Source organism: Pseudonocardia halophobica (assembly GCF_027922425.1).
GTDB classification, from domain to species: Bacteria; Actinomycetota; Actinomycetes; order Mycobacteriales; family Pseudonocardiaceae; genus Pseudonocardia; species Pseudonocardia halophobica.
This window is the reverse complement of sequence record NZ_BSFQ01000003.1, coordinates 209,159-233,347: the sequence shown is the minus strand read 5'-3', so window position 1 is coordinate 233,347 and position 24,189 is coordinate 209,159. Positions and strand designations below refer to the sequence as shown.

The following is a 24,189-nucleotide window of genomic DNA, read 5'->3' as shown; positions in this document are numbered from 1 at the left end:
CCCGTCCCGCGAGTGGTCACTCGGCGGGGCTCAGGGCCAGCGGCGTGCCGACCAGGCCGGCGGCGAGCGTGTTGCCCGTCGGCGGGTCGATCAGCAGGAAGCTGCCGGTGGCGCGGATGTCGGCGTACTCGTCGACCGGAAGCGGGTCCGCGGTGCGGACCGTGACCCGGCCGATGTCGTTGAGCGACAGGGCGTCCGCCTCGACCTCGGTGAGCGTGTCCGTGTCGATCCGCGACTCCGGGGCCCCCACCATGACCTGGGTGGTCCGCGTGCCGTGCTTGAGGAGCAGGCGGGCGTTCGGCCGCAACGGCTTGTCGCTCAGCCAGCACAGGGTCGCGTCGATCTCCGAGGTCACGGCGGGCTGCGCGTCCGCCGCGACGAGCATGTCCCCGCGGGAGATGTCGATGTCGTCGGCGAGCCGGATCGTGACCGAGCGGCCGGCGGTGCCCTCGTCGAGCGGCCCGTCGGCGGTGTCGACGTGGGTCACCGTGGTCTCGCGGCCCTCCGGGAGCACCACCACGGTGTCGCCGGGCGCGACGGTGCCGGCGGCGATCTGCCCGGCGTAGCCCCGGTAGTCGTGCAGCTCCTCGGTGCGGGGGCGGATCACGTACTGCACCGGCATCCGGAAGGGCTTGGCCACCTCCGGCCCGACGACGGGGACGGACTCGAGGTGCCCGAGCAGCGTCGGCCCGTCGTACCAGGGGGTGTGCTCCGAGCGCTCCACCACGTTGTCCCCGACGAGCGCGGACACCGGGATGGTCTGCACGGCGTCGTCGGCGAACCCGAGCGACCTCGCCAGCCCGGTGAACTCCTTCTCGATCGCCCGCAGCGTCTCCTCGTCGTACCCGACGAGGTCGATCTTGTTGATCGCCAGGACGAGCCGCGGGACGCGCAGCATCGCGAGCACGGTGGCGTGCCGGCGGGTCTGCTCGACGATCCCGTTGCGGGCGTCGACGAGCAGGACGCCGAGCTCCGCCGTGGACGCGCCGGTGACCGTGTTGCGCGTGTACTGGACGTGCCCCGGGGTGTCCGCGAGCACGAACTCGCGGGTCGGGGTGCCGAAGTACCGGTACGCGACGTCGATCGTGATGCCCTGCTCGCGCTCGGCGCGCAGACCGTCGACCAGCAGCGACAGGTCGGGCGTGGACAGTCCCTTGTCGACGGACGCACGCTGCACGGCCTCGATCTGGTCCGCGAGCACCGACTTGGTGTCGTAGAGCAGCCGCCCGACCAGCGTGGACTTGCCGTCGTCGACGGAGCCCGCCGTCGCGAACCGCAGAAGGTCCCTGTGAGATCCAGCAGAGCCCATGATCAGAAGTACCCCTCGCGCTTGCGGTCCTCCATGGCGGCCTCGGAGAGGCGGTCGTCGGCGCGGGTGGCGCCGCGCTCGGTGAGCCGGGAGGCGGTGACCTCGGCGATGATCTCGTCGAGCGTGGTGGCCGTGCTCTCGACGGCGCCGGTGCACGACCCGTCGCCGACCGTTCGGTAGCGGACCGAGAGGTTCTCGACCGTCTCGGTCGACCGCGGCCCGCCCCACGGGCCCTCGGCCAGCCACATGCCGTCCCGCTTGTACACCTCGCGCCGGTGCGCGTAGTAGATCGACGGCAGCTCGATCTCCTCGCGCTGGATGTAGCGCCAGACGTCGAGCTCGGTCCAGTTGGAGATCGGGAACACCCGGACGTGCTCGCCGGGGGCGTGCCGTCCGTTGTAGAGGTTCCACAGCTCGGGGCGCTGCTTGCGCGGGTCCCAGCGGCCGAACGCGTCCCGGAGCGACATGATCCGCTCCTTGGCCCGCGCCCGCTCCTCGTCCCGGCGCCCGCCGCCGAACACGGCGTCGAACCTGTTCTCGACGATCGCGTCGAGCAGCGGCTGGGTCTGCAGCGGGTTGCGGGTGCCGTCCGCCCGCTCGACCAGCCGGCCGTCGTCGATGTAGTCCTGCACCTTCGCGACCTCGAGCCGCAGGCCCAGGCGCTCGACGATCGAGTCCCGGAAGTCGATGACCTCGTCGAAGTTGTGCCCGGTGTCCACGTGCAGCAGCGGGAACGGCACCGGCGCCGGTGCGAACGCCTTGACCGCGAGGTGCACCAGCAGCGTGGAGTCCTTGCCGCCGGAGAACAGGATCACCGGCCGGTCGAACTCGCCGGCGACCTCGCGGAAGATGTGGATGGACTCGGACTCGAGCGCGTCCAGCGCGTCGAGCGTCGCCTTCTTCTCCAGAGTGGTCATGCTCGATCCCTCGGTGCCCTCGCAAGCTCGGTCACGTGTGCAGCCCGCATTCGATCTTCGACGTGCCCGCCCAGCGGCCGCTGCGCGGGTCGGCCCCGGGGAGGGGCTTGGCGGTGCAGGGGGCGCAGCCGATGCTCGGGTACCCCGCCCCGACCAGCGGGTTCACCAGGATCCCGTGGTCGGCGATGTACTGCTCCATCTCCTCGTCGCTCCACGCCGCGATCGGGTTGATCTTGACCAGCCCGAACTTCTCGTCGTAGGTGACCAGGGGGGTGTTCGCTCGGGTGGGGGCCTCGACGCGGCGGACGCCGGTGACCCAGGCGTCGTACTTCGCGAGGGTGTCCTGCAGCGGCGCGACCTTCCGCAGCGCGCAACACCGGTTCGGGTCGCGCGACCAGAGGTCCTTGCCCTCGGCGGCGTCCTGCTCGGCGACGGACTGCGCGGCCTGCGCGTTGACCATCCGCACGTCGTAGACCTGTTCGACGGCGTCGCGCGTGCCGATCGTCTCGGCGAAGTGGTAGCCGGTCTCCAGGAAGAGGATCTCCACGCCGGGCCGGGCCTTCGCGGCCAGGTCGACCAGGACGGCGTCCTGCATGTTCGAGGCGACGATCAGGCGGTCGCCGAAGGTCTCCGCGGCCCAGGCGAGCACCTGCTCGGCGGTCGCGTCCGGGCCCAGCTGCTCCGCGCCCTGCTCGGCGACGGCGCGCAGGTCGGTCTCCGTGGCGGTTCGGACAGCAGCGCTCATGACTCGACTCCCTCCGGGATCCCGATGCCCACGAACGTCACGACGAAGGTGCGCAGGCAGGACGCGCACCACCAGGCGGCACCGGGCACCTTCTCCGAACGCTCGGCGGGGGCGAGATCTTCCTCGCCGCAGTACGGGCAGTGGTACGGAACGACCCGCGAGGTCACTTGAGGTCGTCCTCGTCGGCCCGCAGCACCCACTGGGCGAAGCGCTCACCCTGCTCGCGCTGCGCGACGTACTTCCGCACCACGCGCTCGACGTACTCGCCGAGCTCCTTGCTCGTGACCTTGAGCCCGCGCAGCTTGCGGCCGAAGCCGGCGTCGAGGCCCAGCCCGCCACCCAGGTGCACCTGGAAGCCCTCGACCTGGTTGCCCTCGGCGTCGCGCACGATCATGCCCTTGAGGCCGATGTCGGCGACCTGGGTGCGCGCGCAGGAGTTCGGGCAGCCGTTGAGGTGGATCGACACCGGCGTGTCGATGTCGCCCTGGATGTCGGCGAGCCGCTCCTCCAGATCCGTGACCAGGCGGATCGCCCGCTCCTTGGTCTCGACGATCGCGAGCTTGCAGAACTCGATGCCGGTGCACGCCATGGTCGCGCGCCGCCACGGCGAGGGGTTCGCCTGCAGACCGAGCCCCTCGGCCTCGGCGACCAGGGCGTCGACGGCGGCGTCGGGCACGTCGAGCACGACGACCTTCTGCTGGGGGGTCAGCCGGACCCGGCGCGACCCCGCGGACTCGGCGGCCTTGGCCAGCGCGACCAGGGTGTCCCCGGAGACGCGGCCGGACGCCGGGGCGAGGCCGATGTAGTTGGCGCCGTCCTTCTGCTTGTGCACGCCCACGTGGTCGATCGGGCGCTCCGGGATCGCCGGGGCGGGCCCGTCGACCAGCGTGCGGCCCAGGTACTCCTCCTCGAGCACGCGGCGGAACTCCTCCGCGCCCCAGTCGGAGATCAGGAACTTGAGGCGGGCACGGTTGCGCAGCCGCCGGTAGCCGTAGTCCCGGAAGACCGACACGACCCCGGCCCAGACCTCGGGGATCTCGTCGAGGGGGACCCACGCGCCCAGCCGCTGCGCGATCTTGGGGTTGGTGGACAGGCCGCCGCCGACCCAGAGGTCGAAGCCGGGCCCGTGCTCGGGGTGCTCGACGCCGACGAACGAGATGTCGTTGACCTCGTGCGCGGTGTCCTGCTGCCAGGAGATGGCCGTCTTGAACTTGCGGGGCAGGTTCGAGAACTCCTTGGACCCGATGTAGCGGTCCAGGATCGTGCGGATCGCGGGCTCCGGGTCGACCGGGTCCGCGGCGGCGATCCCCGCGACGGGCGAGCCGAGGATCACGCGCGGGGTGTCGCCGCACGCCTCCGTGGTCAGCAGGCCGACACCCTCGACCTTCTCCCAGATCGCCGGCATGTCCTCGACCTGGATCCAGTGGTACTGGATGTTCTGCCGGTCGGTGATGTCCGCGGTGTTGCGCGCGTACTGCTGGCTGACCTCACCCAGGACCCGCAGCTGCTCGGTGGTGAGGGCGCCGCCGTCGCACCGGATCCGCAGCATGAAGTAGCGGTCGTCGAGCTCCTCGGGCTCCAGGGCGGCCGTGCGCCCGCCCTCGATCCCCGGCTTGCGCTGGGTGTAGAGGCCCCACCAGCGGAAACGGCCCCGCAGGTCGGCGGGGTCGATCGAGTCGAAGCCGCGCTTGGCGTAGATGTTCTCGATCCGGGTGCGGACGTTGAGCCCGTCGTCGTCGCGCTTGCTGCGCTCGTTCGGGTTCAGCGGCTCGCGGTGGCCGAGCTTCCACTGGCCTTCGCCGCGCTTGCGCTTGGCAGGGGTTTCCGTGGGCATGGTGGTGGGAGCTCCTGAGCTCTGCGGGGGCGGCGTCGGGGCATGCCGGGGCGTTCGGGATTCCGGCGCGGACCGGGGCCTGGTCTGACGGGGTCGAGGGCGCGGCGTGGCGCTACCGTCGACAGAGCGCGCTGTTCACCCGGTGCAGGTCCACGTGGCGTCGTGCCACGAGGCGCAGAGTCAGCGCAGTCACGCACCACAGGGTGCCACGCTGTCCGGACCAAAGGCCACCGGGCGCCCGGATGCTGGGAGGGGATTCACAGGCGCCGGGCGTCAGTCCCGGTTGCGGCCGTTCCCGTTCCCGTTGCCGTTCCCGTTGCCCCGGTCGCCGTCGTCGCCGTCCTCGTCGCCGAGCTGGTCGAGGTAGTCGCGGAGGTCGAACTCCTCGTCCTCCTCGTCGTCGCGCAGGACGACGCGGGGCGCGCGGGTCGGTACGGGCTTCGGGGTGGGCGTGGCCTGCTCGAGCGCGGCGCCGGCAGCGGTCGCGAGGTGCGGCACCGGCTGGGTCGTCGGCGCCGCCGGCTCGGCGGGTGCGGTCGGCGCCGGGGTGGGGACGACGGCCGGCGCCGTCTCCGTCGGACCGGAGAGCAGGCTCGTGCCGAGGACGACGACACCACCGGCCGCGACCACTCCTCCGGCGACGACGGTCGCCAGCCGTCGGCGCGGCGCGGGCCGGGCGGGGGAGCGGTGCCGGGCCTGTGCGGGGACGGGCAGCGGCGTGGTGCGCGGGCGGGGGACCGCGATCTCCCCCAGCCGCTCGCCGACCTCGGCGGCGCTCGGCCGGGCCGCGACCTCGTCGGCGGTCATCGCGATCAGCAGGGTGCGCAGCGGGGGATCGAGGTGCGGCGGCACGTCGGGGCGGCGGTGGATGCGCGCGACCGCCGACTCCAGGGCGGCGCCGGCGTACTCGCGCCGGCCGGTCAGTGCCTCCAGCAGGACCAGGCCGAGGGAGTAGACGTCCGCGGGCGGCCCGACCTCGCGACCCTTCACCTGCTCGGGGGCCATGTAGGCGGGGGTCCCGACGGCCAGGCCGGTGGTCGTGACGCGGGTGGCGTCGAGCAGCCGGGCGACGCCGAGGTCCGCGAGGAACGCCCGGCCGGTGCGGTCGAGCAACACGTTCGCGGGCTTGACGTCGCGGTGCACCACACCGAGCGCGTGCAGGTGGGCGAGGGCGCCGGCGATCACGGTGCCGATCGCGGTCACGCGCCCGTCCGGGACCGGGCCGAGCTCGACCAGGTCGGCCAGCGACCCGCCGTCGACCAGCTGCATGACGACGAAGCCGCGGCCGCCGTCGGCCCCGCCGCCGTCGACCCCGCTGTCCAGGACCTCGACCAGGGCGGGATGGCGCGGGACCTGGTCGAGCCCGCGGACGCCGAGCCTGCGGACGTCGATCCCGGGGTGCAGCACCTTGACCGCGACCGCCCGGCCGGTCCGCAGGTCCGTGGCGCGGTGGACGTGCGCGGTGCCGCCCACGCCGATCAGCTCGTCGAGCCGGTACCGCTCGCCGAGCACGTCGTACTCCGCGTCCGAGCCGGGGTCCGCCCCGGTGCCCGTCCCGATCTCCATGCCCTGTGGGACCTCCGTCTTCCGCCGTCGCGGCGGCGGCCGCGCGGTGGGGTCCTTGGTACCCCATCCGGGTCGGCCCGACCGCCACGCGCCCGCGGGGAAGATCGGCGGCGGCCGAACGGCGGAGACGATCTCTCAGGGTTCCGGTTCGGGGTCGCGCGCGGGCGCCCGCGGCGGAATGATCCACGGGGTTCGGGACACCCCGAAACGGGCACCCGGGCGCGGGCGGAAGGAGGACCATGGCTCCGCGGCACGGACGGGCGCGCGGGCGCATCCCCGCGGCGGACCTGCTGCGCGGGGACCGCCGGCCCACGCGACCGGGGCGACGCGGGCTGCTGGCGGCGCTCGCGGCCGTCGGGGTGCTCGGGGTGGGCGGCGCCGCGACCTGGGCCGCGGTCACCTCGGACGGAGGTTCCGAGCAGCCCCGGGTGGCGCTGCCGACCATGTCGTCCGCTCCTGCGCCCGGGGGTTCCGCGACGGACGTGCCCGGGTCGGGTGGGACGGGGTCGACGAGCCCTGGGGCGGGTGGGTCGGACGGGTCCGGGGCGGCGGGTTCTGGTCCGGCGGGTCCTGGTTCGGCCGGCTCCGGCGGCGCGGGAGGTTCCGGCAGTTCGGGGGACTCGGCCGGCTCAGGCAGCGCGGGAGGGTCCGGCGGCTCGGGCGGAGCCGGTGGCTCCGGGTCCGCAGGGTCCGGGGGTCCGGGCTCCGGCGGTGCGGGTGGGTCGGGCTCGGGCGCCGGCGGCTCGGTCGGCTCGGGCGGCGGTGGGGGCGTCTCCTCCGGTCCGGCGGGTGGTGGAGCGGGCTCGACCGTACCGGGAGCCGGCTCCGGCGCCCCTGCTCCGGGTGCTCCCGCTCCTGCGGCCCCTGCTCCTGCGGCCCCTGCTCCCGCGGCCCCTGCTCCTGCCGGACCGGCGATCACACCGCCCCCGGCCGTCGCCGCACCGCCTCCGGCCGTCGCCGCCCCGCCGCCGGGTGTCGTCGCCCCGACTCCGGAACCCACGAACCCGGGCTCCCGGCGCGTCGTCCCCGACCCGTCGGAGGACCCGGACGACGACCTCGCCTCGGACCGCGCCGAACGCCGCGCGAATGAGGCGGAGCGCCGAGCCGACGACGCGGAGCGCCGCGCCGAGGAGGCCGCCGACGAGGCCGAGCGCCGCGCGGAGCTGGCGGTGGAGGACGCCGAGCGCCGGAGCGAACTCCGGATCGACCAGGAGGAACGCCACGCCGACCAGGAAGGACAGCAGGCCGAGCTGCCCGCCGTCGAGGAGGACCCGGCGGCCGACCTCACCGACTCCGAGGATTCCTGGGGCACCGGGTGGTGGGACGGCGCCGATCGGGATCGAACCGTCGGCGGCCGGCATCGCGCCGACTGAGACGCCGAGCTCGCGGCGCGGAGGAAGCGACAGACGCGGTCGCGGCCGGCAGCAGTCCGCGCTGGTCCCACCTCTGCGGTGCACGAGCCGCGCGACAGCGGCCCCTGCACCGCAACTCGCCCGAGCCGGCAGCGCAGGCCCTGCATGATCGTCGGATAGGGAACGCTCTCCGCGCTGAGCGCGGATCCCGCTCCATTCGCCGTGATCATGGACGGCCGACCTTGACCAACGACCCCGCCGCGGACGCCGGCTCCGCACCACGAGTCCGTACCGTGGAGTCGTGAGCAGGACGCCGTTCGGGATCTACGTGCACGTGCCCTTCTGCGCGTCGCGCTGCGGCTACTGCGACTTCAACACCTACACCGCCTCCGAGCTCGCGGGCTCCGGCTCCTCGCCCGACGGCTGGCTCGAGGCCGTCCGCCGCGAGCTCGCGCTGGCCCGCCGGACCGTCGGCGACCGGGCCGTCGACACGGTCTTCGTGGGCGGGGGCACGCCGTCCCTGATCGGCGCCGCCCGCCTCGGCACCGTGCTCGACGCGATCCGCGACGAGTTCGGCCTCGCCCCGGGCGCCGAGGTCACCACCGAGTCGAACCCGGAGTCGACGTCCCCGGAGTTCTTCGCCGGGCTCGTCGGGGCCGGGTTCACCCGCGTCTCGCTCGGCATGCAGTCCGCGGCGCCGCACGTCCTGCGCGTGCTTGAGCGCCGGCACACGCCGGGCCGGGCCGTCGAGGCCGCCCGCGAGGCCGCGGCCGCCGGGATCGCCCACGTCAACCTGGACCTGATCTACGCGACCCCCGGCGAGACCACGGACGACCTCCGCGCGTCGGTCGAGGCGGTGCTCGCCGCGGGCGTCGACCACGTGTCGGCGTACTCGCTGATCGTCGAGGACGGCACGGCCCTGGCCCGCCGGGTCGCGCGCGGCGAGCTGCCCGCGCCGGACGACGACGTCGCCGCCGAGCGCTACGAGCTCATCGACGACCTCCTCACCGCCGCCGGCCTGCACTGGTACGAGGTGTCCAACTGGGCCCGCACGCCCGAGGCCGAGTGCCGGCACAACCTCGGCTACTGGCTCGACGGCGACTGGTGGGGCGTCGGGCCCGGCGCCCACTCGCACCTCGCGGGCCGGCGCTGGTGGAACGTGAAGCACCCCGCCCGCTACGCCGCGGCCGTCGCGGAGGGCTCACCGGAGGCGGACCACGAGGTGCTGACGGCCGCGGACCGGCACACCGAGCGCGTGATGCTGCGGCTGCGCCTCGCCGAGGGCCTGGACCTCGCGCTGCTCGACGACCCCGCCCGCCGCGAGGCCGGGCGCGCGGCCGCGGACGGCCTGCTCGACGCCGCCGCCCTCGACCGCGGCCGGGCGATCCTCACCCGCCTCGGCCGCCTGCTCGCCGACCGCGTGGTCCAGGACCTGCTGCTCGCGAGCGAGAGCACCCCGGCGTGAGCCCCCGGCGCCGGGTGCTGGTCGCGGTCCTGACCGCGCTCGTGCTGGTCGCGGCGGTGGTCGTCGGGGTACGGGTGGCGAGCTCGACCCGGCCGTCGGTCGACACCGACGCCCGCCCCGCCCAGGACCGCCCCGGCCCGGTGCTGCTCGTTCCCGGCTACGGCGGCGGCCGCGACTCCCTGCTCCGGCTGGCGGCGCAGATCCAGGCGACGGGCCGCGACGCCCGGGTGCTCACCCTCGTCGGCGACGGCACGGGCGACCTCTCCGCGCAGGTCCGCCTGCTCGACGACGCCGTCACGGCCGCCCTGGCCGCCGGCGCCCCGTCGGTCGACGTCGTCGGCTACAGCGCCGGCGGTGTGGTCGCCGGCCTGTGGGTCGCCCGGGACGACGGCGCCGCCAAGGCCCGCCGCATCGTCACCCTGGGCTCACCGCTGAACGGCACGTCGCTCGCCGCGCTCGCCATCGCCCGGGCCCCCGACGCCTGCCCCACCGCCTGCCGCCAGCTCGCCCCCGGGTCCGCGGAGCTCACCGAGCTGGCGCGGGCGAGGGTCGGCAGCGCCCTGCCCTGGCTCTCGGTCTGGACCGGGAACGACGAGACCTCCACCCCGCCCGACACCGCGAACCTCCCCGGCGCGGTCAACGTGCCGGTGCAGCAGGTGTGCCCGGGCGCGCGCGTCACGCACTCGGGCCTGCCGACCGACGCGACCGCGACCGGCCTGGTCCTGCGGGGGATCGCGCCCCGGCCCATCGACCTCACCGGCGCCGGCTGCGGCACCGCCGCCGCGCCGGGCCGGTGAGGCGATCTCACGTCGTCACGTCCTTGGTGCTGAAGTTGGCCCAGGCGGCACCGAAGGCGATGACGACGTACCCGAGCTGCACCAGCACCCCCTCCCGCAGGTTGGTCCAGAGGATCGGGTCGCGGTACAGGTCGATCCACGCCAGCCAGTGCGAGGTCGGCAGATAGGGCTCGATCGCCGCGGCGGCGTCGAGCGGCTGCAGCGCCGCGCTCGCCACGACGAAGGCCAGCACCCCCAGCGTGGCGGCGAGCGGCGAGTCCGTGAGCGTCGAGAAGAACAGCCCGACCGCGCCGAGCGCGAGCATGCACAGGGCCAGGTAACCGACGGTCGCGGCGGTCCGGCCCACCACGTCGAGCGGGGTCAGCTCGACGCCCGACAGCGACGGGATCGCGCCCGCGCCGCCGATCGAGGCGTCGGGCCCGAAGCCGAAGGCCAGGACGCCGACGACGTACGACACCAGGGTCACGAACAGCACGGCGAGCAGCACGAACGCGGCCACGGAGATCAGCTTCGCCCACAGCAGTCGCACCCGCCCGACCGGCCGCACGAGCAGGTACCGCAGCGTGCCGGCCGAGGCCTCGCCCGCCACGGTGTCGCCCGCGACGATCGCCACCGTGATCGGCAGGAAGATCGGGATGACGAGCGCGAGCGCCGCCGCCGGGAAGATCTGGCCGTTGCTCACCACGGCCGACAGGAACGCGCCGCCGCGGCCGGGAGGCGGCGCGAGCCGGGTGGTCGCGAGCAGGATCGCGACGAGCGTCGGCAGCGCGCAGAGCAGCACCCAGCAGAGCCACACCCGGCGTCGGCGGAGCATCAGCCGCAGCTCGACCCCGATCACCGCGGTCCCCCCGCTCCGCGGGACCGCCCCGGCACCACGGCCTCGCGCGGCCTCCGGTCCACCCGGTCGTTCCCCGTCCCGGTCAGCTCCAGCACCACCTGCTCCAGCGTCCGCCGCTCCTCGGTCAGCCCGGTCACCCGCACGCCGCCGGAGACCAGCCGGGCGTTGAGCGCGGCGGGCTCCGCCCCGCGGACCGTCAGAGTGTCCCCGCGCCGGTCGACGACCTGCCCGTCGAGCAGCCCGACGACGGCGTCGGGCTCCGGACTGCGCACCAGCACCCGCCCGGTGGGTGTGCGCAGGGCGCCCAGCTCCGACGAGAGCGCCAGCCGGCCCCTGTCCATCACGCCGACGTGGGTGCACAGCGCCTCGACCTCGGTGAGCAGGTGCGAGGAGAGCACGACCGTGGTCCCGGCCTCGTTCAGCGAGGTCAGGAGCGCGCGCATCTCCTGGATGCCGCGGGGGTCGAGGCCGTTGGTGGGCTCGTCGAGCAGCAGCAGCTCGGGTTCGCGGAGCAGGGCGGCGGCGATGCCCAGGCGCTGGCGCATGCCGAGCGAGTAGGCCTTCACCGGGCGCCGGTCGACGCCGCCGAGCCCGACCTGCTCCAGCACCGCGTCGACCCGCCGCCGGCGGTGGCGCGCCCGGCCCGGCCCCGCGGCGTCGAGCAGCCGGAGGTTGGCCCGCCCGGACAGGTGGTCCCACGCGGCCGGGCCCTCCACGAGCGCGCCGACCCGCGGCAGCACGGTGCGGGCCCGCCGCGGCATCGGCTCGCCGAGCACCTCGATCGAGCCCGACGTCGCGTGGACCAGCCCGAGCAGCATCCGGACCAGCGTGGTCTTGCCGGAGCCGTTGGGGCCCAGCAGCCCGAACCGGACGCCTTCCTGGACCTGCAGGGACACCCCGTCGACCGCGGTGACCCGGCCGAACCGCTTGGTGAGCCCGCTCGTCGCGACGATCACGCGCGCCGCCCCGGCAGCTCGCGCACGGCCTGCTCCAGCACCTCGGGCGCGACGGTCCCGGCGAGCAGCACCCCGCCGCGCCGGATCCCGCCGCGCGCGACGACCGACAGCAGCGGCGTGCTGAGCCGCGCCGCCCGCCCGACCGGGACCTCGACGGTGACACCGCCGGCCGAGGCGGCGCCGTCGATCACCCGGTCGGCGATCCCGCGCGAGGCCGGGACCAGCACGAACCCGGCGACGCCCGCGCCGTAGACCCCGACGCCGGGCAGCCCGGACCCGAGCGGAACCCGCTCGCGGCCGGCCAGGCGCGCGGGCGGCTCGGCGGCGTCGAGCTGGCGGAGGGCCCCGGCGAGGTCGGCGGCCTCGGCGGTGACCGACCCGGCGCCGGGCGGCACGGCCGGGGTGAGGGTGCGGTCGTCGGGGGTGGTCAGCGCGACCTCCAGGAACTCGGTGAACAGCAGGGGACGGTCGTCCGACCGCGCGGCCACCTCGACGCGCAGCGGGAGGCCCGACGCCGGGTCGCACCAGACGTCGATCCGCCCGACGGTGGTGTCCGGGTCGGCGGGCGTGACCCGGAACCCGGCCGCGGACCAGCCCGCGACCCGGCGCGGCTCCAAGGACGTGACGGGGTCGGCCCGGGTGAGCCCGACGAGCCGGTGGGCCAGCTCGGACGGGACGAGGTCGGCGGCGCGGGGGAGCCGGACCGGGGTCTCGCCGGTGACCGTCGTCAGCTGGTTCGCGCCGAAGTCCCAGAGGTACTCGCGGCCGTCCCGGCGGTAGGTGTCCCGCTCGCCGGCCGGGGTCAGCTCGTCGACCCGCCAGCGGTCCGGGCCGGCCACGTACGCCCGCAGCTGCGTGACGCCGGTGAACAGTGCGGTGACCCGTTCCAGCGCCGGGATCTCGGGGAGCCCGAGCCGTCCGGTGCTCTCGGCGTACCCGACGTGCGGCGGGCTCCCGGCCAGCACCCGGCCACGCAGGGCCTCGGCGGGCTCGTCCGACCCGCTCGCCGGCAGCGTGATCGCGGCCGCGCCGACGACCGCCGCGGTGCCGGCGGCGACCAGCACCCAGCGTCGCGTCACCCGGGCAGCAGTCATCCCTCTCCAGACTGCCAGCCGCGGGTGAGACCCGCGTACGTCAGCCCCTCAGGTAGCTCTGCCCGCGGGCGCTGAGCCGGTACCCCACCTCCAGGCTCTCGGTGAGCCCCAGCTCCTTGAGCTTGCGGACGTCCCGCTTGAACGGCGCGGTCTCCCGCCCGACGCGTGCGGCCAGGTCGGGGGCCCGGACGCCGGGGTTGTCCGCGATCAGGGCCAGGGTCTCCGCGGTCCACGGGTGGTCCCGGTCGAAGCGGGCCAGGCGGGCGTCGAGCTCGGTGCGCTCCTCCGGCCTCACGTCCGCCGAGCGCAGGGCGATCCGCGGGTCCGGCCCGTCGAGGTGCAGCGCGACCCGCCAGACGGGGCCGGAGCCGCGGGCGAGCATCGTGCGCAGGTCGTCGAGGGTCTGGCCGGCGGCCGCGGCGTCGTCGGTCGTCAGCGCGTCCGGCTCGACCTCGTCGACGGCCGTCACCGCGAGCACGCCGACCGCGGTCCGCAGGCGCGTCCCCGGCCTGACCCGCGGCCGTTCCCAGCGGCGGAACGCGCAGGTGATCTCGCCGGCGGCGATGCCGTCGAGCGTGGGGCGGCGGAGCAGCACGGCGAACCCCCTGGTCGGCGATGGTCGTGAGCGCCGACTGCCGTTCTAGGGGCAGTTGCCGCTCACGGGAAGGGTTGAGCGGGGCAGACGCAGAATCCTGAGCCGGGTCACACCTCGCGTCCGGGCGGCGGAGGGTCGCTTCCGCATAGACTGGACGAACGTCCGGTGACGTGTGCGGGTCAGCAGGGAGGTGTGTGCGGTGAACGCCGACGAACGCCGCTTCGCGGTCCTCCAGGCGATCGTGGCGGACTACGTGTCGACCCAGGAACCCGTGGGCTCCAAGGCGATCGTGGAGCGTCACAACCTCGGGGTCTCCAGTGCCACGGTGCGCAACGACATGGCCGCGCTGGAGGAGGACGGGCTCATCGCCCAGCCCCACACCAGCGCGGGCCGCATCCCGACCGACAAGGGCTACCGGCTGTTCGTCGACCGGCTGGCGCAGGTCAAGCCGCTGTCGGCCGCCGAGCGCAAGGCCGTCCAGACCTTCCTCGAGGGCGCGCTCGACCTGGACGACGTGCTCCGCCGCAGCGTCCGGCTGCTCGCGCAACTGACCCGGCAGGTCGCCGTCGTCCAGTACCCGACGCTGACCCGCTCCACGGTGCGGCACCTCGAGGTCGTCCAGCTCACGCCCGCGCGGCTGATGCTGGTGCTGATCACCGACTCCGGCCGGGTGGACCAGCGCATGGTCGACCTGGGCCAGGTCGTCACCGAGGAGGACGCCTCCCGGCTGCGCGCCCTGCTCAACCAGGCGCTGGCCGGCCGGCGGCTGGCGGACGCGTCGGCGCGGGTCGCCGAGCTGCCGCACTCCGCGCCGAAGGAGCTGCGCGACGTGGTGCTCACGGTGTCCACGGTGCTGATCGAGACGCTGGTGGAGCACCCCGAGGAGCGGCTGGTGCTGGGCGGCACCGCGAACCTCACGCGCAACTCCGCGGACTTCCCGGGGTCGCTGCGGCAGGTCCTCGAGGCGCTCGAGGAGCAGGTCGTGGTGCTGAAGCTGCTGGCCGCGGCGCAGGACCCGGGCCTGGTCACGGTGCGCATCGGCGAGGAGAACGAGTCGGCCGACCTGCACACGGCCTCGGTCGTGTCGATCGGCTACGGGCCGGGCACGGTCGTGGGCGGAATGGGCGTCGTCGGACCGACCCGGATGGACTACCCGGGCACGATGGCGGCGGTGCACGCCGTCGCCCGGTACGTGGGTGAGATCCTGGCGGGGCGCTAGGAGTCGCGGGACTCCCACCGAGCTGAGCTGTCGAGCACAGAAGGATCATGGGGACTTCGAGGGTGGCACGGGACTACTACGGCATCCTGGGCGTGGAGCCCGGCGCGGATGCCGCCGAACTGAAGCGGGCCTACCGCAAACTGGCCCGGGAGCTGCACCCGGACGTCAACCCGGAACCGGGGGCGCAGGAGCGCTTCCGCGAGGTCAGCACGGCCTACGAGGTCCTCACGGACCCGGAGAAGCGGCGGATCGTCGACCTGGGCGGCGACCCGCTGGACAACGGCCGCGGCGGGGCCGGCGCGGGCGGGGGCGACCCGTTCAGCGCCTTCGGCTTCGGCGACATCATGGACGCGTTCTTCGGCGGTGCCGCGGGCGGCCGCTCGCGGGGGCCGCGCAGCCGGGTGCAGCCCGGGGCCGATGCGCTCATCCGCATGCAGCTCACGCTGGAGGAGTGCGCCACGGGCGTGCAGCGCGAGCTGACCGTCGACACCGCGGTGCTCTGCTCGGAGTGCGGCGGCGACGGCTGCGCGCCGGGCACCCGCCCGCACACCTGCGACACCTGCGGCGGTCGCGGCGAGGTGCAGAGCGTCCAGCGCTCGTTCCTCGGCCAGGTCGTCACCTCCCGCCCCTGCCCGACGTGCCGGGGCCTCGGCGAGGTCATCCCGGAGCCGTGCCGGCAGTGCGCGGGCGACGGGCGGGTGCGCTCGCGGCGCAGCGTCGGCGTCCGGATCCCGGCCGGCGTGGCGGACGGGATGCGCGTGCGGCTGGCCGGCCAGGGCGAGGTCGGCGCGGGCGGCGGCCCGGCCGGCGACCTGTACGTCGAGGTCGAGGAGATCCCGCACGAGGTCTTCCAGCGCGACGGCGCCGACCTGCACGTCCGGCTGCCGCTGCCGATGACCGCGGCCGCGCTCGGGGCCACGCTCCCGCTGCCGATGCTCGACGGGTCCACCGAGGACCTGCACGTCGAGCCGGGCACGCAGGGCGGCACGCTCCGCACGCTGCGCGGGAAGGGCATGCCGCGGCTGCGCTCCACCGGCCGGGTCGACGGCCACGGCGACCTGGTCGTGCACGTCGACGTCACCGTCCCCACCAAGCTGGACAAGGAGCAGACCGAGCTGCTGCGCCAGCTCGCGAAGCTACGCGGCGAGGAGCAGCCGGACCTGGCCGTCGGCGCCCGCAACGGGCACGGCCTGTTCGCCCGGCTCCGCGACTCCTTCCGGTAGCCGGCGTGAGCACCGCCCCGCTGTTCCTGGTCGGGGAGCTGCCGGCGGCCGGGACCGTCGTGCTCGACGGGCCGGAGGGCCGGCACGCTGCCGCGGTCAAGCGGATCCGGGTCGGCGAGGTCGTGCAGCTCGGCGACGGCCGCGGCGCCGTCGCCCGGGCGCACGCGGTCGCCGTCGCCAAGGACTCGGTCGAGTTCGCGCTCGACGAGGTGGTGCACCATCCCGCGCCCGCGCCGCGGGTCGTGCTCGCGCAGGCGCTGGTGAAGGGCGACCGCGGCGAGCTGGCCGTCGAGCTGGCCACCGAGGCGGGCGTCGACGTGATCCTGCCGTGGCGGGCGGCGCGCTGCGTCGTGCGCTGGGAGCAGGGCCCGCGCGGCGAGAAGGCGCTGGCCCGCTGGCGCTCGACGGTCCGCGAGGCCGCCAAGCAGGCCCGCCGGCCGTGGATCCCCGAGGTGGGCGGGCCCGTCACCACCGCCGACCTGGTCGCACGGGGCGGCCCGGCCCTCGTGCTGCACGAGAGCGCCGAGGCGGTGCTGTCCGTCGCCGACCTGCCGGCGGACGGCGAGGTGCTGCTCGTCGTCGGGCCGGAGGGCGGGGTCTCGGACGAGGAGCTCGCCGCGCTCACCGCCGCCGGTGCCCGGCCGGTCCGGCTGGGGCCGGAGGTGCTGCGCGCGTCGACCGCCGCGGCGGTCGCACTGGGGGCGATCGGCGTGCTGACCGGACGATGGGGTGACCGGCACCACGTGGCGCACACCGCACCGACTGCGTGACCCCGCAACGAACTGGTCTAGTCTCGTGGCGCTCACCCACCCCCCTGGTGAGCACCCGGTCCCGCAGCCCGTTCACGGCGCTGCGGGAGCCGCCGTCCCGGCGGCCGCGCCGCGACGATCCTCCCCCCGGTCGTCGCGGCGCGCCTCCGGAAGGCCGTAGGTTCCGGCCATGGGTGTCCTGCAGGAGCTGCTCTCCGCCTTGTCCTCCCGGCGCGTCGAGGTCGTCGACCTCACCGCCCCGTTGCACTCCGGCACGCCGATCCTGCAGCTGCCGCCGCCGTTCGCGAACACGATCCCGTTCTCGCTGTCGGAGATCAGCCGGTACGACGAGCGCGGCCCGGCCTGGTACTGGAACGACATCCACACCGGCGAGCACAGCGGCACCCACTTCGACGCCCCGGTGCACTGGGTGACCGGCCGGGACGGCGAGGACGTCTCGCAGGTGCCCGCGGCGCGGCTGCTCGCCCCGGCCGCCGTACTGGACTTCTCGGCCGAGTCCGCCGCGGACCCGGACTTCCTGCTCGAGATCGACCACGTCAAGACCTGGGAGGCCGAGCACGGCCCGCTGCCCGAGGGCGGCTGGCTGCTCTACCGCACCGGCTGGGACGCCCGCTCCGCCGACGCCGAGGCCTTCCTCAACGCCGACGAGAAGGGCCCGCACACCCCCGGCGTCTCGGTCGAGTGCGCGACCTGGCTGGCGGAGGAGGCGCCGATCATCGGGTTCGGCACCGAGACCGTCGGGACGGACGCCGGCGCCGCGCACTCCTTCGACCCGCCCTTCCCGTGCCACTCGTTCCTGCTCGGCGCGGGCAGGTACGGGCTCACCCAGCTGCAGAACCTCGCGACGCTCCCGCCGACCGGGGCCGTGCTGCTCACCTCGCCGCTGCCGATCGTCGGCGGCTCCGGATCGCCGGCGCGGGTGCTGGCACTGGTCGAGAAGTGATCGTCTCCGAGCTGGTCGGGCGCACGCTCGCGGAGCTGGGCGTCGGGCACGCGTTCGGGGTCGTCGGGAGCGGGAACTTCCACGTCACGAACGCGCTGCGGGAGGCCGGGGTCCCGTTCACCGCGACCCGCCACGAGGGCGGCGCGGCGACCATGGCGGACGCCTTCGCCCGCATGTCCGGGCGGCCGGCGGTGCTGAGCGTCCACCAGGGCTGCGGCCTGACCAACGCCCTGACCGGCGTCACGGAGGCCGCGAAGAGCCGCACCCCGCTGATCGTCCTCGCCGCCGACACCGCCGGCTCCGCCGTGCGTTCCAACTTCCGGATCGACCAGGACGCGCTGGTCACGGCCGTCGGGGCGGTCGCCGAGCGGGTGCACTCGCCGGACACCGCGCTCGCCGACACCGTCCGCGCCTACCGGACCGCGGTCGAGCAGCGCCGCACGGTGGTGCTCAACCTGCCGCTCGACGTCCAGGCCGCCCCTGCCGAGCCGGCCCCGCTGCCCGCGCTCCCGCCCGTCGCCCCGCCGCGGGCGTCCGCCGAGGGGATCGCCGCCCTGGCCGCCCTGCTCGACGGCGCGGAGCATCCGGTCTTCGTCGCCGGCCGCGGCGCCCGCGGGGCCCGGGAGGAGCTGCGCGCGCTGGCCGAGGAGTCGGGTGCCCTGCTCGCGACCTCGGCGGTCGCCTCGGGGCTGTTCCACGACGACCCGTGGTCGCTCGGCATCTCCGGCGGGTTCGCCTCGCCGCTGACCGCCGAGCTGATCACCGGCGCCGACCTCGTCGTCGCGTGGGGGTGCGCGCTGACGATGTGGACCACCCGGCACGGCCGGCTGATCGGCGAGGGGGCGCGGGTGGCCCAGGTCGACCTGGACGTCGACGCGCTCGGCGCCCACCGGCCCGTCGACCTCGGGGTGGTGGGGGACGTGGCCGCCACGGCCGCGGACCTGCTCGGCGCCGTCGCGCGACGCAGGGGTTACCGCACGCCGGAGGTCCGGTCCGCGATCGCGGACCGCGGGCGCCTGCGGGACGTCCCGTACACCGACCTCACCGGGCCCGAGGGCATCGACCCGCGCACCCTCACCGTCGCGCTCGACGACCTGCTCCCGGCCGAGCGGGTGGTCGCCGTCGACTCCGGCAACTTCATGGGATACCCGGCGGCCTACCTGCAGGTTCCCGACGAGTTCGGGTTCTGCTTCACCCAGGGCTTCCAGTCCGTCGGGCTCGGCCTGGCCACGGCGCTCGGCGCGGCGCTGGCCCGCCCGGACCGGCTCGCCGTCGCCGCGCTCGGCGACGGCGGGGCGCTCATGGGCGCGGCCGAGCTCGACACGGTCGCCCGGCTCGGCATCCCGATGGTGATCGTGGTCTACGACGACCGGGCCTACGGCGCCGAGGTGCACCACTTCACCGGGGCCGACCACGCCACGGTGCGGTTCCCGGAGACCGACATCGCCGCGGTCGGGCGGGGCCACGGGCTCGACGCGGTGACGGTCCGGACCCCGGAGGACCTCAAGGGCGTCGAGGACTGGCTGGCCGGGCCGCGGAGCCGGGCGCTGCTGGTCAACGCGAAGATCGCGTCCGACGGCGGGTCCTGGTGGCTGCAGGAGGCGTTCCGCGGGCACTAGGGAGTGTCTGACGGATCTTGATCTCTGTTGGGGTCAGGATGCTGGGTGTGGGTGGTCGGCGAGTGTTGTCGGACGAGGCGTGGGCGTGGGTGGAGCCGTTGTTGCCGGACCGTACGCCGCGTCGCGGCGGGCGGTGGCGTGATCACCGGCAGGTGATTGAGGCGATCGTGTGGAAGTACCGCAACGGGGTGGCCTGGCGGGAGATCCCCGAGGAGCGGTTCGGGCCCTGGCAGACCGCCTACGAGCGGCACAGCCGGTGGAGCGCGGACGGGACCTGGGCGCGGCTGTTGGCCGCGGCGCAGGCCCGGGCGGACGCCGGTGGCGAGTTGGACTGGTTGGTGTCCGTGGACTCGTCGCTGGTGCGGGTGCACCAGCACGGTGCGGCGGCGCGGCGGTTCGGCGGGAACGCCGCGAGCGCGGCCGGCCCCGAGCCGCCGCCGGCCCCGCTCACAGGGGGCTGAGCCAAATTACAGGAATTGTCGAGCTGATCTCGCGGTCGGGGCGAGCGGTCCGGTGGTGGCCGAGCCGGCAGATCATGCGATCGGGCGTTCCCGGGGCGGGTTGACCACCAAGATTCATGCGCTGATCGACGGGCGCTGCCGCCCGCTGGTGCTGCAGCTGACCGCCGGCAACGTCAACGACACCACCCAGTTCGCCCCGCTCCTGGCCGATCTGCGGGTGGCCCGGCCGGGCCGCGGGCGCCCGCGCACCCGGCCCGATCACCTGCTCGCCGACAGGGGCTACAGCTCGCGGGCGAACCGGGAGCTGCTGCGCCGGCGCGGGATCGCCCACACCATCCCCGAGCCGCGTGACCAGCAGGCCAACCGGCGCCGACGGGGCTCGGCCGGCGGCCGGCCGGTCGGCTCGGCCGGCGGCCGGCCGGTCGGCTTCGACAAGGCCCGCTACAAGCGGCGCAACGTCGTCGAGCGCGGCTTCTGCCAGCTCAAACACTGGCGCGGCCTGGCCACCCGCTACGACCGACACGCCCGCAACTACCTCGGCGCCCTACACCTCGCCGCCCTGCTCACCTGGCTTCCATGATCCGCCAGACACTTCCTGGGGGCGCCCGGCCGCTCGGGGTGGGCCCCGCGACGGCCGAATGGCGGGGCGGAGTGTCGGTGCCCGGCGGTAACATCGAACCGCCGACATCGCAGGGCACCCCCGTCACGGGGACCACAGAGCAGCAGGAAGCAGGCGACAAGACCACGTGACGCAGCCGGACCCCGTCCAGTCCCGCATCGCAGTCCCGGACACCGCGCTGCTCGCGCTGCTCGGCTCGAGAGACGAGTCCTTGCGCACCGCCGAGGAGCTGCTGGCCGCGGACGTGCACGTCCGGGGCAACGAGCTGACCCTCTCGGGCGAGCCCGCCGACGTGGCGTTCGCCGAGCGTGTGTTCGCCGAGCTCATCACCCTCGCCGAGCGGGGGCAACAGGTCGGGTCGGACACCGTGCGCCGCACCGTCGAGATGCTCGGCGAGGCCGACCCCGCGGTCGCCGCCGTGCGCGGCGAGTCGCCCGCGGAGGTGCTGAGCCTCGACATCGTCTCCCGCCGGGGCAGGACCATCCGGCCGAAGACGCTGAACCAGAAGCGCTACGTCGACGCGATCGACGCGAACACCATCGTCTTCGGGATCGGCCCCGCCGGTACCGGCAAGACGTACCTGGCGATGGCCAAGGCCGTGCAGGCGCTGCAGGCCAAGCAGGTCAACCGGATCATCCTCACCCGGCCGGCCGTCGAGGCAGGGGAGCGGCTCGGCTACCTGCCGGGCACGCTCTACGAGAAGATCGACCCGTACCTGCGCCCGCTGTACGACGCGCTGCACGACATGGTCGACCCCGAGTCGATCCCGAAGCTCATCGCCGCCGGGACGATCGAGATCGCGCCGCTGGCGTACATGCGCGGCCGCACACTGAACGACGCGTTCATCATCCTCGACGAGGCGCAGAACACCACGCCCGAGCAGATGAAGATGTTCCTGACCCGGCTCGGCTTCGGCTCGAAGATCGTGGTCACGGGCGACGTCACGCAGATCGACCTGCCGGGGAGCACCCGGTCGGGGCTGCAGGTCGTCCAGGACATCCTGTTCGGGGTGGACGACGTGGCCTTCCCCGAGCTGACCAGCAGCGACGTCGTGCGGCACCGGTTGGTCAGCGACATCGTCGACGCCTACGCCCGCTTCGACGCCGACCAGGGCCGGGGGCAGCTGCGCAGTGCCGCCCCCCGCACCGGCCCGCCCCAGGACCGCCGCTCCCGCCGCCGCTGAGCGGGTCGTGGCGCCGGCGTCGCGGTGATCAGAGGCAGGCGGTCGCGGGTCGACGCGGCCGCCTGTCCATGATCGCCGGTCGGGACCGTTCACGGCCGTATGTGGCCGGAATGAGGCCGGCTCGGTGATCATGGACGGGGTCGCCCCTATCCGCTCACGTCTCCGTCGCCGTGATCGCCGGCTGCGACGGGCCGCACCAGCGATCAGGAGGCCGCCTCGTCCCGCCCCTCGGCGAGGGGCGGCCAGGAGGCGGCGCCGAGCTCGCGGGAGACCGCGCGGGCGGCGTGCCGCAGGGCGTCGGGCGCGCCGGGGGGAAGCGGCCACTCGCCGGCCGGTACCACGAGCCCGATCGCGCCCGCGATTACGCCGTCGGCCGCGGCGACCGGGGCGGCGAGCCCGCACTCGCCGAGCACCGCCTCCTCCACCTCGGTGGCGAGGCCGGTGCGGCGCACCGCGGCCAGCTGCGCCTCGAGCTCCCGCGGCTCGGTCACGGTCTCCCCGGTCATCCGGTGCGGCCGGTCCGCGGGCTCGCAGGCGCCGTAGGCCAGCAGCGCCTTGCCCACCGCGCACGCGTGCGCCGGCACCACGATGCCGACCTCGGTCATCTGCCGGCTCCCGTCGGGCCGGGGTTCGTGGCCGACCACGATCGCGTCGCGCTGCAGGGCCACGGCCACCCGCACCGCGCACCCCGTGCGGCGCGCCAGGTCCTCCGCCCACGGCTGGGCGCGGGCGCGCAGCTCGAGGTTGTCGAGGTAGACGTTGCCCAGCCGGAGCGTGGCGGGGCCGAGCCGGTAGAGGCCCGAGTCGCGCTCCTGCACCACCATGCCGTGCGCGAGCAGCGTCCGGACGAGGCCGTGCACCGTCGACGGTGCGAGCCCGCAGCCCGACGCGATCTCGCCCAGGCTCCGCCGCCGTGCGCCCTGCAGCACCGCCAGCACCCGCAGGGCCCGGTCCACGGACTGGATCACCGTTCGCTCCTTGTGTTCGTGGGCCAGGTCACAGTAGCGTCCGACAGGTCTTCGGCATAGCCGAACAGGCTTCGGGTGCGACGGAGGACCCCATGAAGAAGCTGATCAACGACCCGGCCGACGTCGTCGTCGAGGCGCTGCGCGGGATGGCCGCGGCGCATCCGGGCCTGCGAGTCGACCTCGAGAACCGGGTCGTCTTCCGCGGCGACGCCCCCGTCCGGGGGAAGGTCGGGCTGGTCTCGGGCGGCGGCTCGGGCCACGAGCCGATGCACGGCGGGTTCGTCGGCCGCGGGATGCTCGACGCCGCCTGCGCCGGCGAGGTCTTCACCTCGCCCGTGCCGGACCAGATGGTCGCCGCGACGGAGGGCGTCGACGGCGGTGCCGGCGTGCTGCACATCGTGAAGAACTACACGGGCGACGTCATGAACTTCGACATGGCGGCCGAGCTGACCAGCGCGAAGACGGGCGTCGAGGTCCAGGCCGTGGTGGTCGACGACGACGTGGCCGTCCAGGACAGCCTCTACACCGCCGGCCGCCGCGGCGTGGGCACCACCGTGCTGCTGGAGAAGATCGTCGGTGCCGCGGCCGAGCAGGGCCGCAGCCTCGCCGAGGTCGCCGGTGTGGCGCGCAAGGTCAACGAGCGCGGCCGCAGCATGGGCATGGCGCTGACCTCGTGCACCGTGCCCGCCGCGGGCCGCCCGACCTTCGACCTCCCGGACGACGAGATGGAGATCGGCATCGGCATCCACGGCGAACCGGGCCGTCGCCGGGTGCCGATCGCGCCCGCGAAGGACATCGCGGAGATGCTGGTCGAGCCGATCCTGGCCGACGCCGACTTCACCGCCGAGCCCGTGATCTGCTTCGTCAACGGCATGGGTGCGAGCCCGCTGCTGGAGCTGTACCTCATGTACGGCGAGGTCGCGGGCCTGCTCGAGAAGGCCGGGGTCCGGATCGCGCGGTCGCTGGTCGGCTCGTACATCACCAGCCTGGACATGGCCGGCTGCTCGGTCACGCTGCTGCGCGCGGACGACGACCTGCTCGGGCTCTGGGACGCCCCGGTCGACACCCCGGGACTGCGGTGGGGCGCATGACCACACAGCAGGAGCTGCTGGCCTGGGTCCGCGAGTTCGCCCGTCAGGTGACCGAGCACCGCGACGAGCTGACCGCGCTGGACTCGGCCATCGGCGACGCCGACCACGGCGCCAACATGGCGCGCGGGATGGGGGCGGCGGTCGAGGCCCTCCACGCGGACCCGCAGACGACCGCGGGCGGGGTGTTCAAGAAGGTCGGGATGACGCTGGTCAGCAAGGTCGGCGGCGCGAGCGGCCCGCTCTACGGGACGCTCTTCCTGCGCTTCGGCACGGCGGCGGGCGAGGTCACCGAGCTCGACCCGGCAGGCTTCGCCAAGGCGTTCCGCGCCGGGCTGGAGGGTGTCGTGGCGCGCGGGCGCCCCGAGGCCGGGGACAAGACGATGTACGACGCCCTGGCCCCGGCCCTCGACGCCCTCGACGAGTCCCTCGCCGGCGGCGCCTCCCTCGGCGACGCGCTGCGGGCCGCCTCGGCGGCCGCCGACGCCGGCCGCGATGCCACCATCCCGATGCTCGCTCGCAAGGGCCGGGCCAGCTACCTCGGCGAGCGCAGCGTGGGGCACCAGGACCCGGGGGCGACGTCGGTGGCCCTGCTCGTCGCCGCCGCGGCCGCGACGTTGGGGTGAGC

Annotated in this window: 22 protein-coding genes and 1 pseudogene; 12 read left to right on the top strand and 11 right to left on the bottom strand. The window is 74.9% G+C overall.

Going from position 1 to position 24,189, the window contains the following annotated elements; genetic code table 11:
* Window positions 1-16: 16 nt before the first annotated feature.
* The 6 genes from PKE99_RS05525 to PKE99_RS05500 all read right to left on the bottom strand — a co-directional run bounded on the left by PKE99_RS05525 (window position 17) and on the right by PKE99_RS05500 (window position 6,371).
* On the bottom strand, window positions 17-1,309 hold the full coding sequence (locus tag PKE99_RS05525) for a sulfate adenylyltransferase subunit 1 (RefSeq protein ID WP_037043466.1): 1,293 nt from the start codon (window positions 1,307-1,309) through the stop codon (window positions 17-19).
* A 2-nt stretch (window positions 1,310-1,311) separates the two neighbouring features.
* On the bottom strand, window positions 1,312-2,226 hold the full coding sequence (gene cysD, locus PKE99_RS05520) for a sulfate adenylyltransferase subunit CysD (protein WP_037043469.1): 915 nt from the start codon (window positions 2,224-2,226) through the stop codon (window positions 1,312-1,314).
* 31 nt (window positions 2,227-2,257) lie between these two features.
* Window positions 2,258-2,971, bottom strand: a complete 714-nt coding sequence (locus PKE99_RS05515) for a phosphoadenylyl-sulfate reductase (RefSeq protein ID WP_037043472.1) — start codon at window positions 2,969-2,971, stop codon at window positions 2,258-2,260.
* Window positions 2,968-3,138: a hypothetical protein gene (locus PKE99_RS05510; RefSeq protein WP_037043475.1), complete on the bottom strand. Its 171-nt coding sequence runs from the start codon at window positions 3,136-3,138 to the stop codon at window positions 2,968-2,970. Before PKE99_RS05510 ends, PKE99_RS05515 begins: the two co-directional genes overlap by 4 nt.
* On the bottom strand, window positions 3,135-4,805 hold the full coding sequence (locus PKE99_RS05505; RefSeq protein WP_037043478.1) for a nitrite/sulfite reductase: 1,671 nt from the start codon (window positions 4,803-4,805) through the stop codon (window positions 3,135-3,137). Before PKE99_RS05505 ends, PKE99_RS05510 begins: the two co-directional genes overlap by 4 nt.
* 273 nt (window positions 4,806-5,078) lie before the next feature.
* Window positions 5,079-6,371 (bottom strand): serine/threonine-protein kinase, encoded by a 1,293-nt coding sequence (locus PKE99_RS05500; protein WP_051737136.1) that lies wholly within the window; start codon window positions 6,369-6,371, stop codon window positions 5,079-5,081.
* Window positions 6,372-7,540: 1,169 nt separating this feature from the next.
* Between PKE99_RS05500 and PKE99_RS05495 the strand changes: the two genes are divergently transcribed.
* From PKE99_RS05495 to PKE99_RS05485, 3 genes are all read left to right on the top strand, one after another.
* Window positions 7,541-7,744: a hypothetical protein gene (locus PKE99_RS05495; protein ID WP_051737137.1), complete on the top strand. Its 204-nt coding sequence runs from the start codon at window positions 7,541-7,543 to the stop codon at window positions 7,742-7,744.
* A gap of 280 nt (window positions 7,745-8,024) precedes the next feature.
* On the top strand, window positions 8,025-9,188 hold the full coding sequence (gene hemW / locus PKE99_RS05490; protein ID WP_037043481.1) for a radical SAM family heme chaperone HemW: 1,164 nt from the start codon (window positions 8,025-8,027) through the stop codon (window positions 9,186-9,188).
* Window positions 9,185-9,985 (top strand): esterase/lipase family protein, encoded by an 801-nt coding sequence (locus PKE99_RS05485; RefSeq protein ID WP_081923972.1) that lies wholly within the window; start codon window positions 9,185-9,187, stop codon window positions 9,983-9,985. The genes hemW and PKE99_RS05485 overlap by 4 nt, the downstream gene beginning before the upstream one ends.
* 7 nt (window positions 9,986-9,992) lie before the next feature.
* Here PKE99_RS05485 and PKE99_RS05480 read toward each other — a convergent pair whose 3' ends face one another.
* The 4 genes from PKE99_RS05480 to PKE99_RS05465 are packed head-to-tail and all read right to left on the bottom strand — an operon-like array spanning window position 9,993 to window position 13,468.
* The gene (locus PKE99_RS05480; protein ID WP_037043485.1) at window positions 9,993-10,823 is read right to left on the bottom strand and encodes an ABC transporter permease; all 831 of its coding nucleotides are present in this window, start codon (window positions 10,821-10,823) and stop codon (window positions 9,993-9,995) included.
* Entirely contained in the window at window positions 10,820-11,779 is a 960-nt protein-coding gene (locus tag PKE99_RS05475) for an ABC transporter ATP-binding protein (RefSeq protein WP_231498135.1), read from the bottom strand. The genes PKE99_RS05480 and PKE99_RS05475 overlap by 4 nt, the downstream gene beginning before the upstream one ends.
* Complete coding sequence (locus PKE99_RS05470) at window positions 11,776-12,858, bottom strand: LolA-like protein (protein WP_271214844.1); 1,083 nt, start codon at window positions 12,856-12,858, stop codon at window positions 11,776-11,778. Before PKE99_RS05470 ends, PKE99_RS05475 begins: the two co-directional genes overlap by 4 nt.
* A gap of 55 nt (window positions 12,859-12,913) precedes the next feature.
* Entirely contained in the window at window positions 12,914-13,468 is a 555-nt protein-coding gene (locus tag PKE99_RS05465) for a hypothetical protein (RefSeq protein ID WP_037043488.1), read from the bottom strand.
* Between the two features lie 199 nt (window positions 13,469-13,667).
* On the opposite strand from PKE99_RS05465, the gene hrcA reads away from it, so the two are divergent.
* The 7 genes and pseudogenes from hrcA to PKE99_RS05425 all read left to right on the top strand — a co-directional run bounded on the left by hrcA (window position 13,668) and on the right by PKE99_RS05425 (window position 21,505).
* Window positions 13,668-14,687: a heat-inducible transcriptional repressor HrcA gene (hrcA, locus tag PKE99_RS05460; RefSeq protein ID WP_037043492.1), complete on the top strand. Its 1,020-nt coding sequence runs from the start codon at window positions 13,668-13,670 to the stop codon at window positions 14,685-14,687.
* Window positions 14,688-14,749: 62 nt separating this feature from the next.
* The gene (gene dnaJ, locus PKE99_RS05455; RefSeq protein ID WP_037043494.1) at window positions 14,750-15,910 is read left to right on the top strand and encodes a molecular chaperone DnaJ; all 1,161 of its coding nucleotides are present in this window, start codon (window positions 14,750-14,752) and stop codon (window positions 15,908-15,910) included.
* A 5-nt stretch (window positions 15,911-15,915) separates the two neighbouring features.
* Window positions 15,916-16,680, top strand: a complete 765-nt coding sequence (locus PKE99_RS05450) for a 16S rRNA (uracil(1498)-N(3))-methyltransferase (RefSeq protein ID WP_051737139.1) — start codon at window positions 15,916-15,918, stop codon at window positions 16,678-16,680.
* Between the two features lie 169 nt (window positions 16,681-16,849).
* Entirely contained in the window at window positions 16,850-17,623 is a 774-nt protein-coding gene (locus PKE99_RS05445; RefSeq protein WP_037043496.1) for a cyclase family protein, read from the top strand.
* Window positions 17,620-19,242, top strand: a complete 1,623-nt coding sequence (locus tag PKE99_RS05440) for a thiamine pyrophosphate-binding protein (RefSeq protein ID WP_037043499.1) — start codon at window positions 17,620-17,622, stop codon at window positions 19,240-19,242. Before PKE99_RS05445 ends, PKE99_RS05440 begins: the two co-directional genes overlap by 4 nt.
* Before the next feature lie 38 nt (window positions 19,243-19,280).
* Window positions 19,281-20,283 (top strand): annotated as a pseudogene (locus PKE99_RS39580) (IS5 family transposase).
* A 166-nt stretch (window positions 20,284-20,449) separates the two neighbouring features.
* Entirely contained in the window at window positions 20,450-21,505 is a 1,056-nt protein-coding gene (locus PKE99_RS05425; protein WP_037043505.1) for a PhoH family protein, read from the top strand.
* A gap of 203 nt (window positions 21,506-21,708) precedes the next feature.
* Here the strand turns inward: PKE99_RS05425 and PKE99_RS05420 are convergent, their stop codons facing one another.
* Window positions 21,709-22,473 carry an IclR family transcriptional regulator gene (locus tag PKE99_RS05420; protein ID WP_037043508.1) on the bottom strand — a complete coding sequence of 255 codons (765 nt, stop codon included), beginning with the start codon at window positions 22,471-22,473 and terminating at the stop codon, window positions 21,709-21,711.
* Between the two features lie 92 nt (window positions 22,474-22,565).
* On the opposite strand from PKE99_RS05420, the gene dhaK reads away from it, so the two are divergent.
* Window positions 22,566-23,564, top strand: coding sequence for a dihydroxyacetone kinase subunit DhaK (gene dhaK / locus PKE99_RS05415; RefSeq protein WP_037043511.1), 999 nt, complete (start codon window positions 22,566-22,568; stop codon window positions 23,562-23,564).
* Window positions 23,561-24,187 (top strand): dihydroxyacetone kinase subunit DhaL, encoded by a 627-nt coding sequence (gene dhaL, locus PKE99_RS05410; RefSeq protein WP_037043945.1) that lies wholly within the window; start codon window positions 23,561-23,563, stop codon window positions 24,185-24,187. The genes dhaK and dhaL overlap by 4 nt, the downstream gene beginning before the upstream one ends.
* Window positions 24,188-24,189 lie beyond the last annotated feature (2 nt).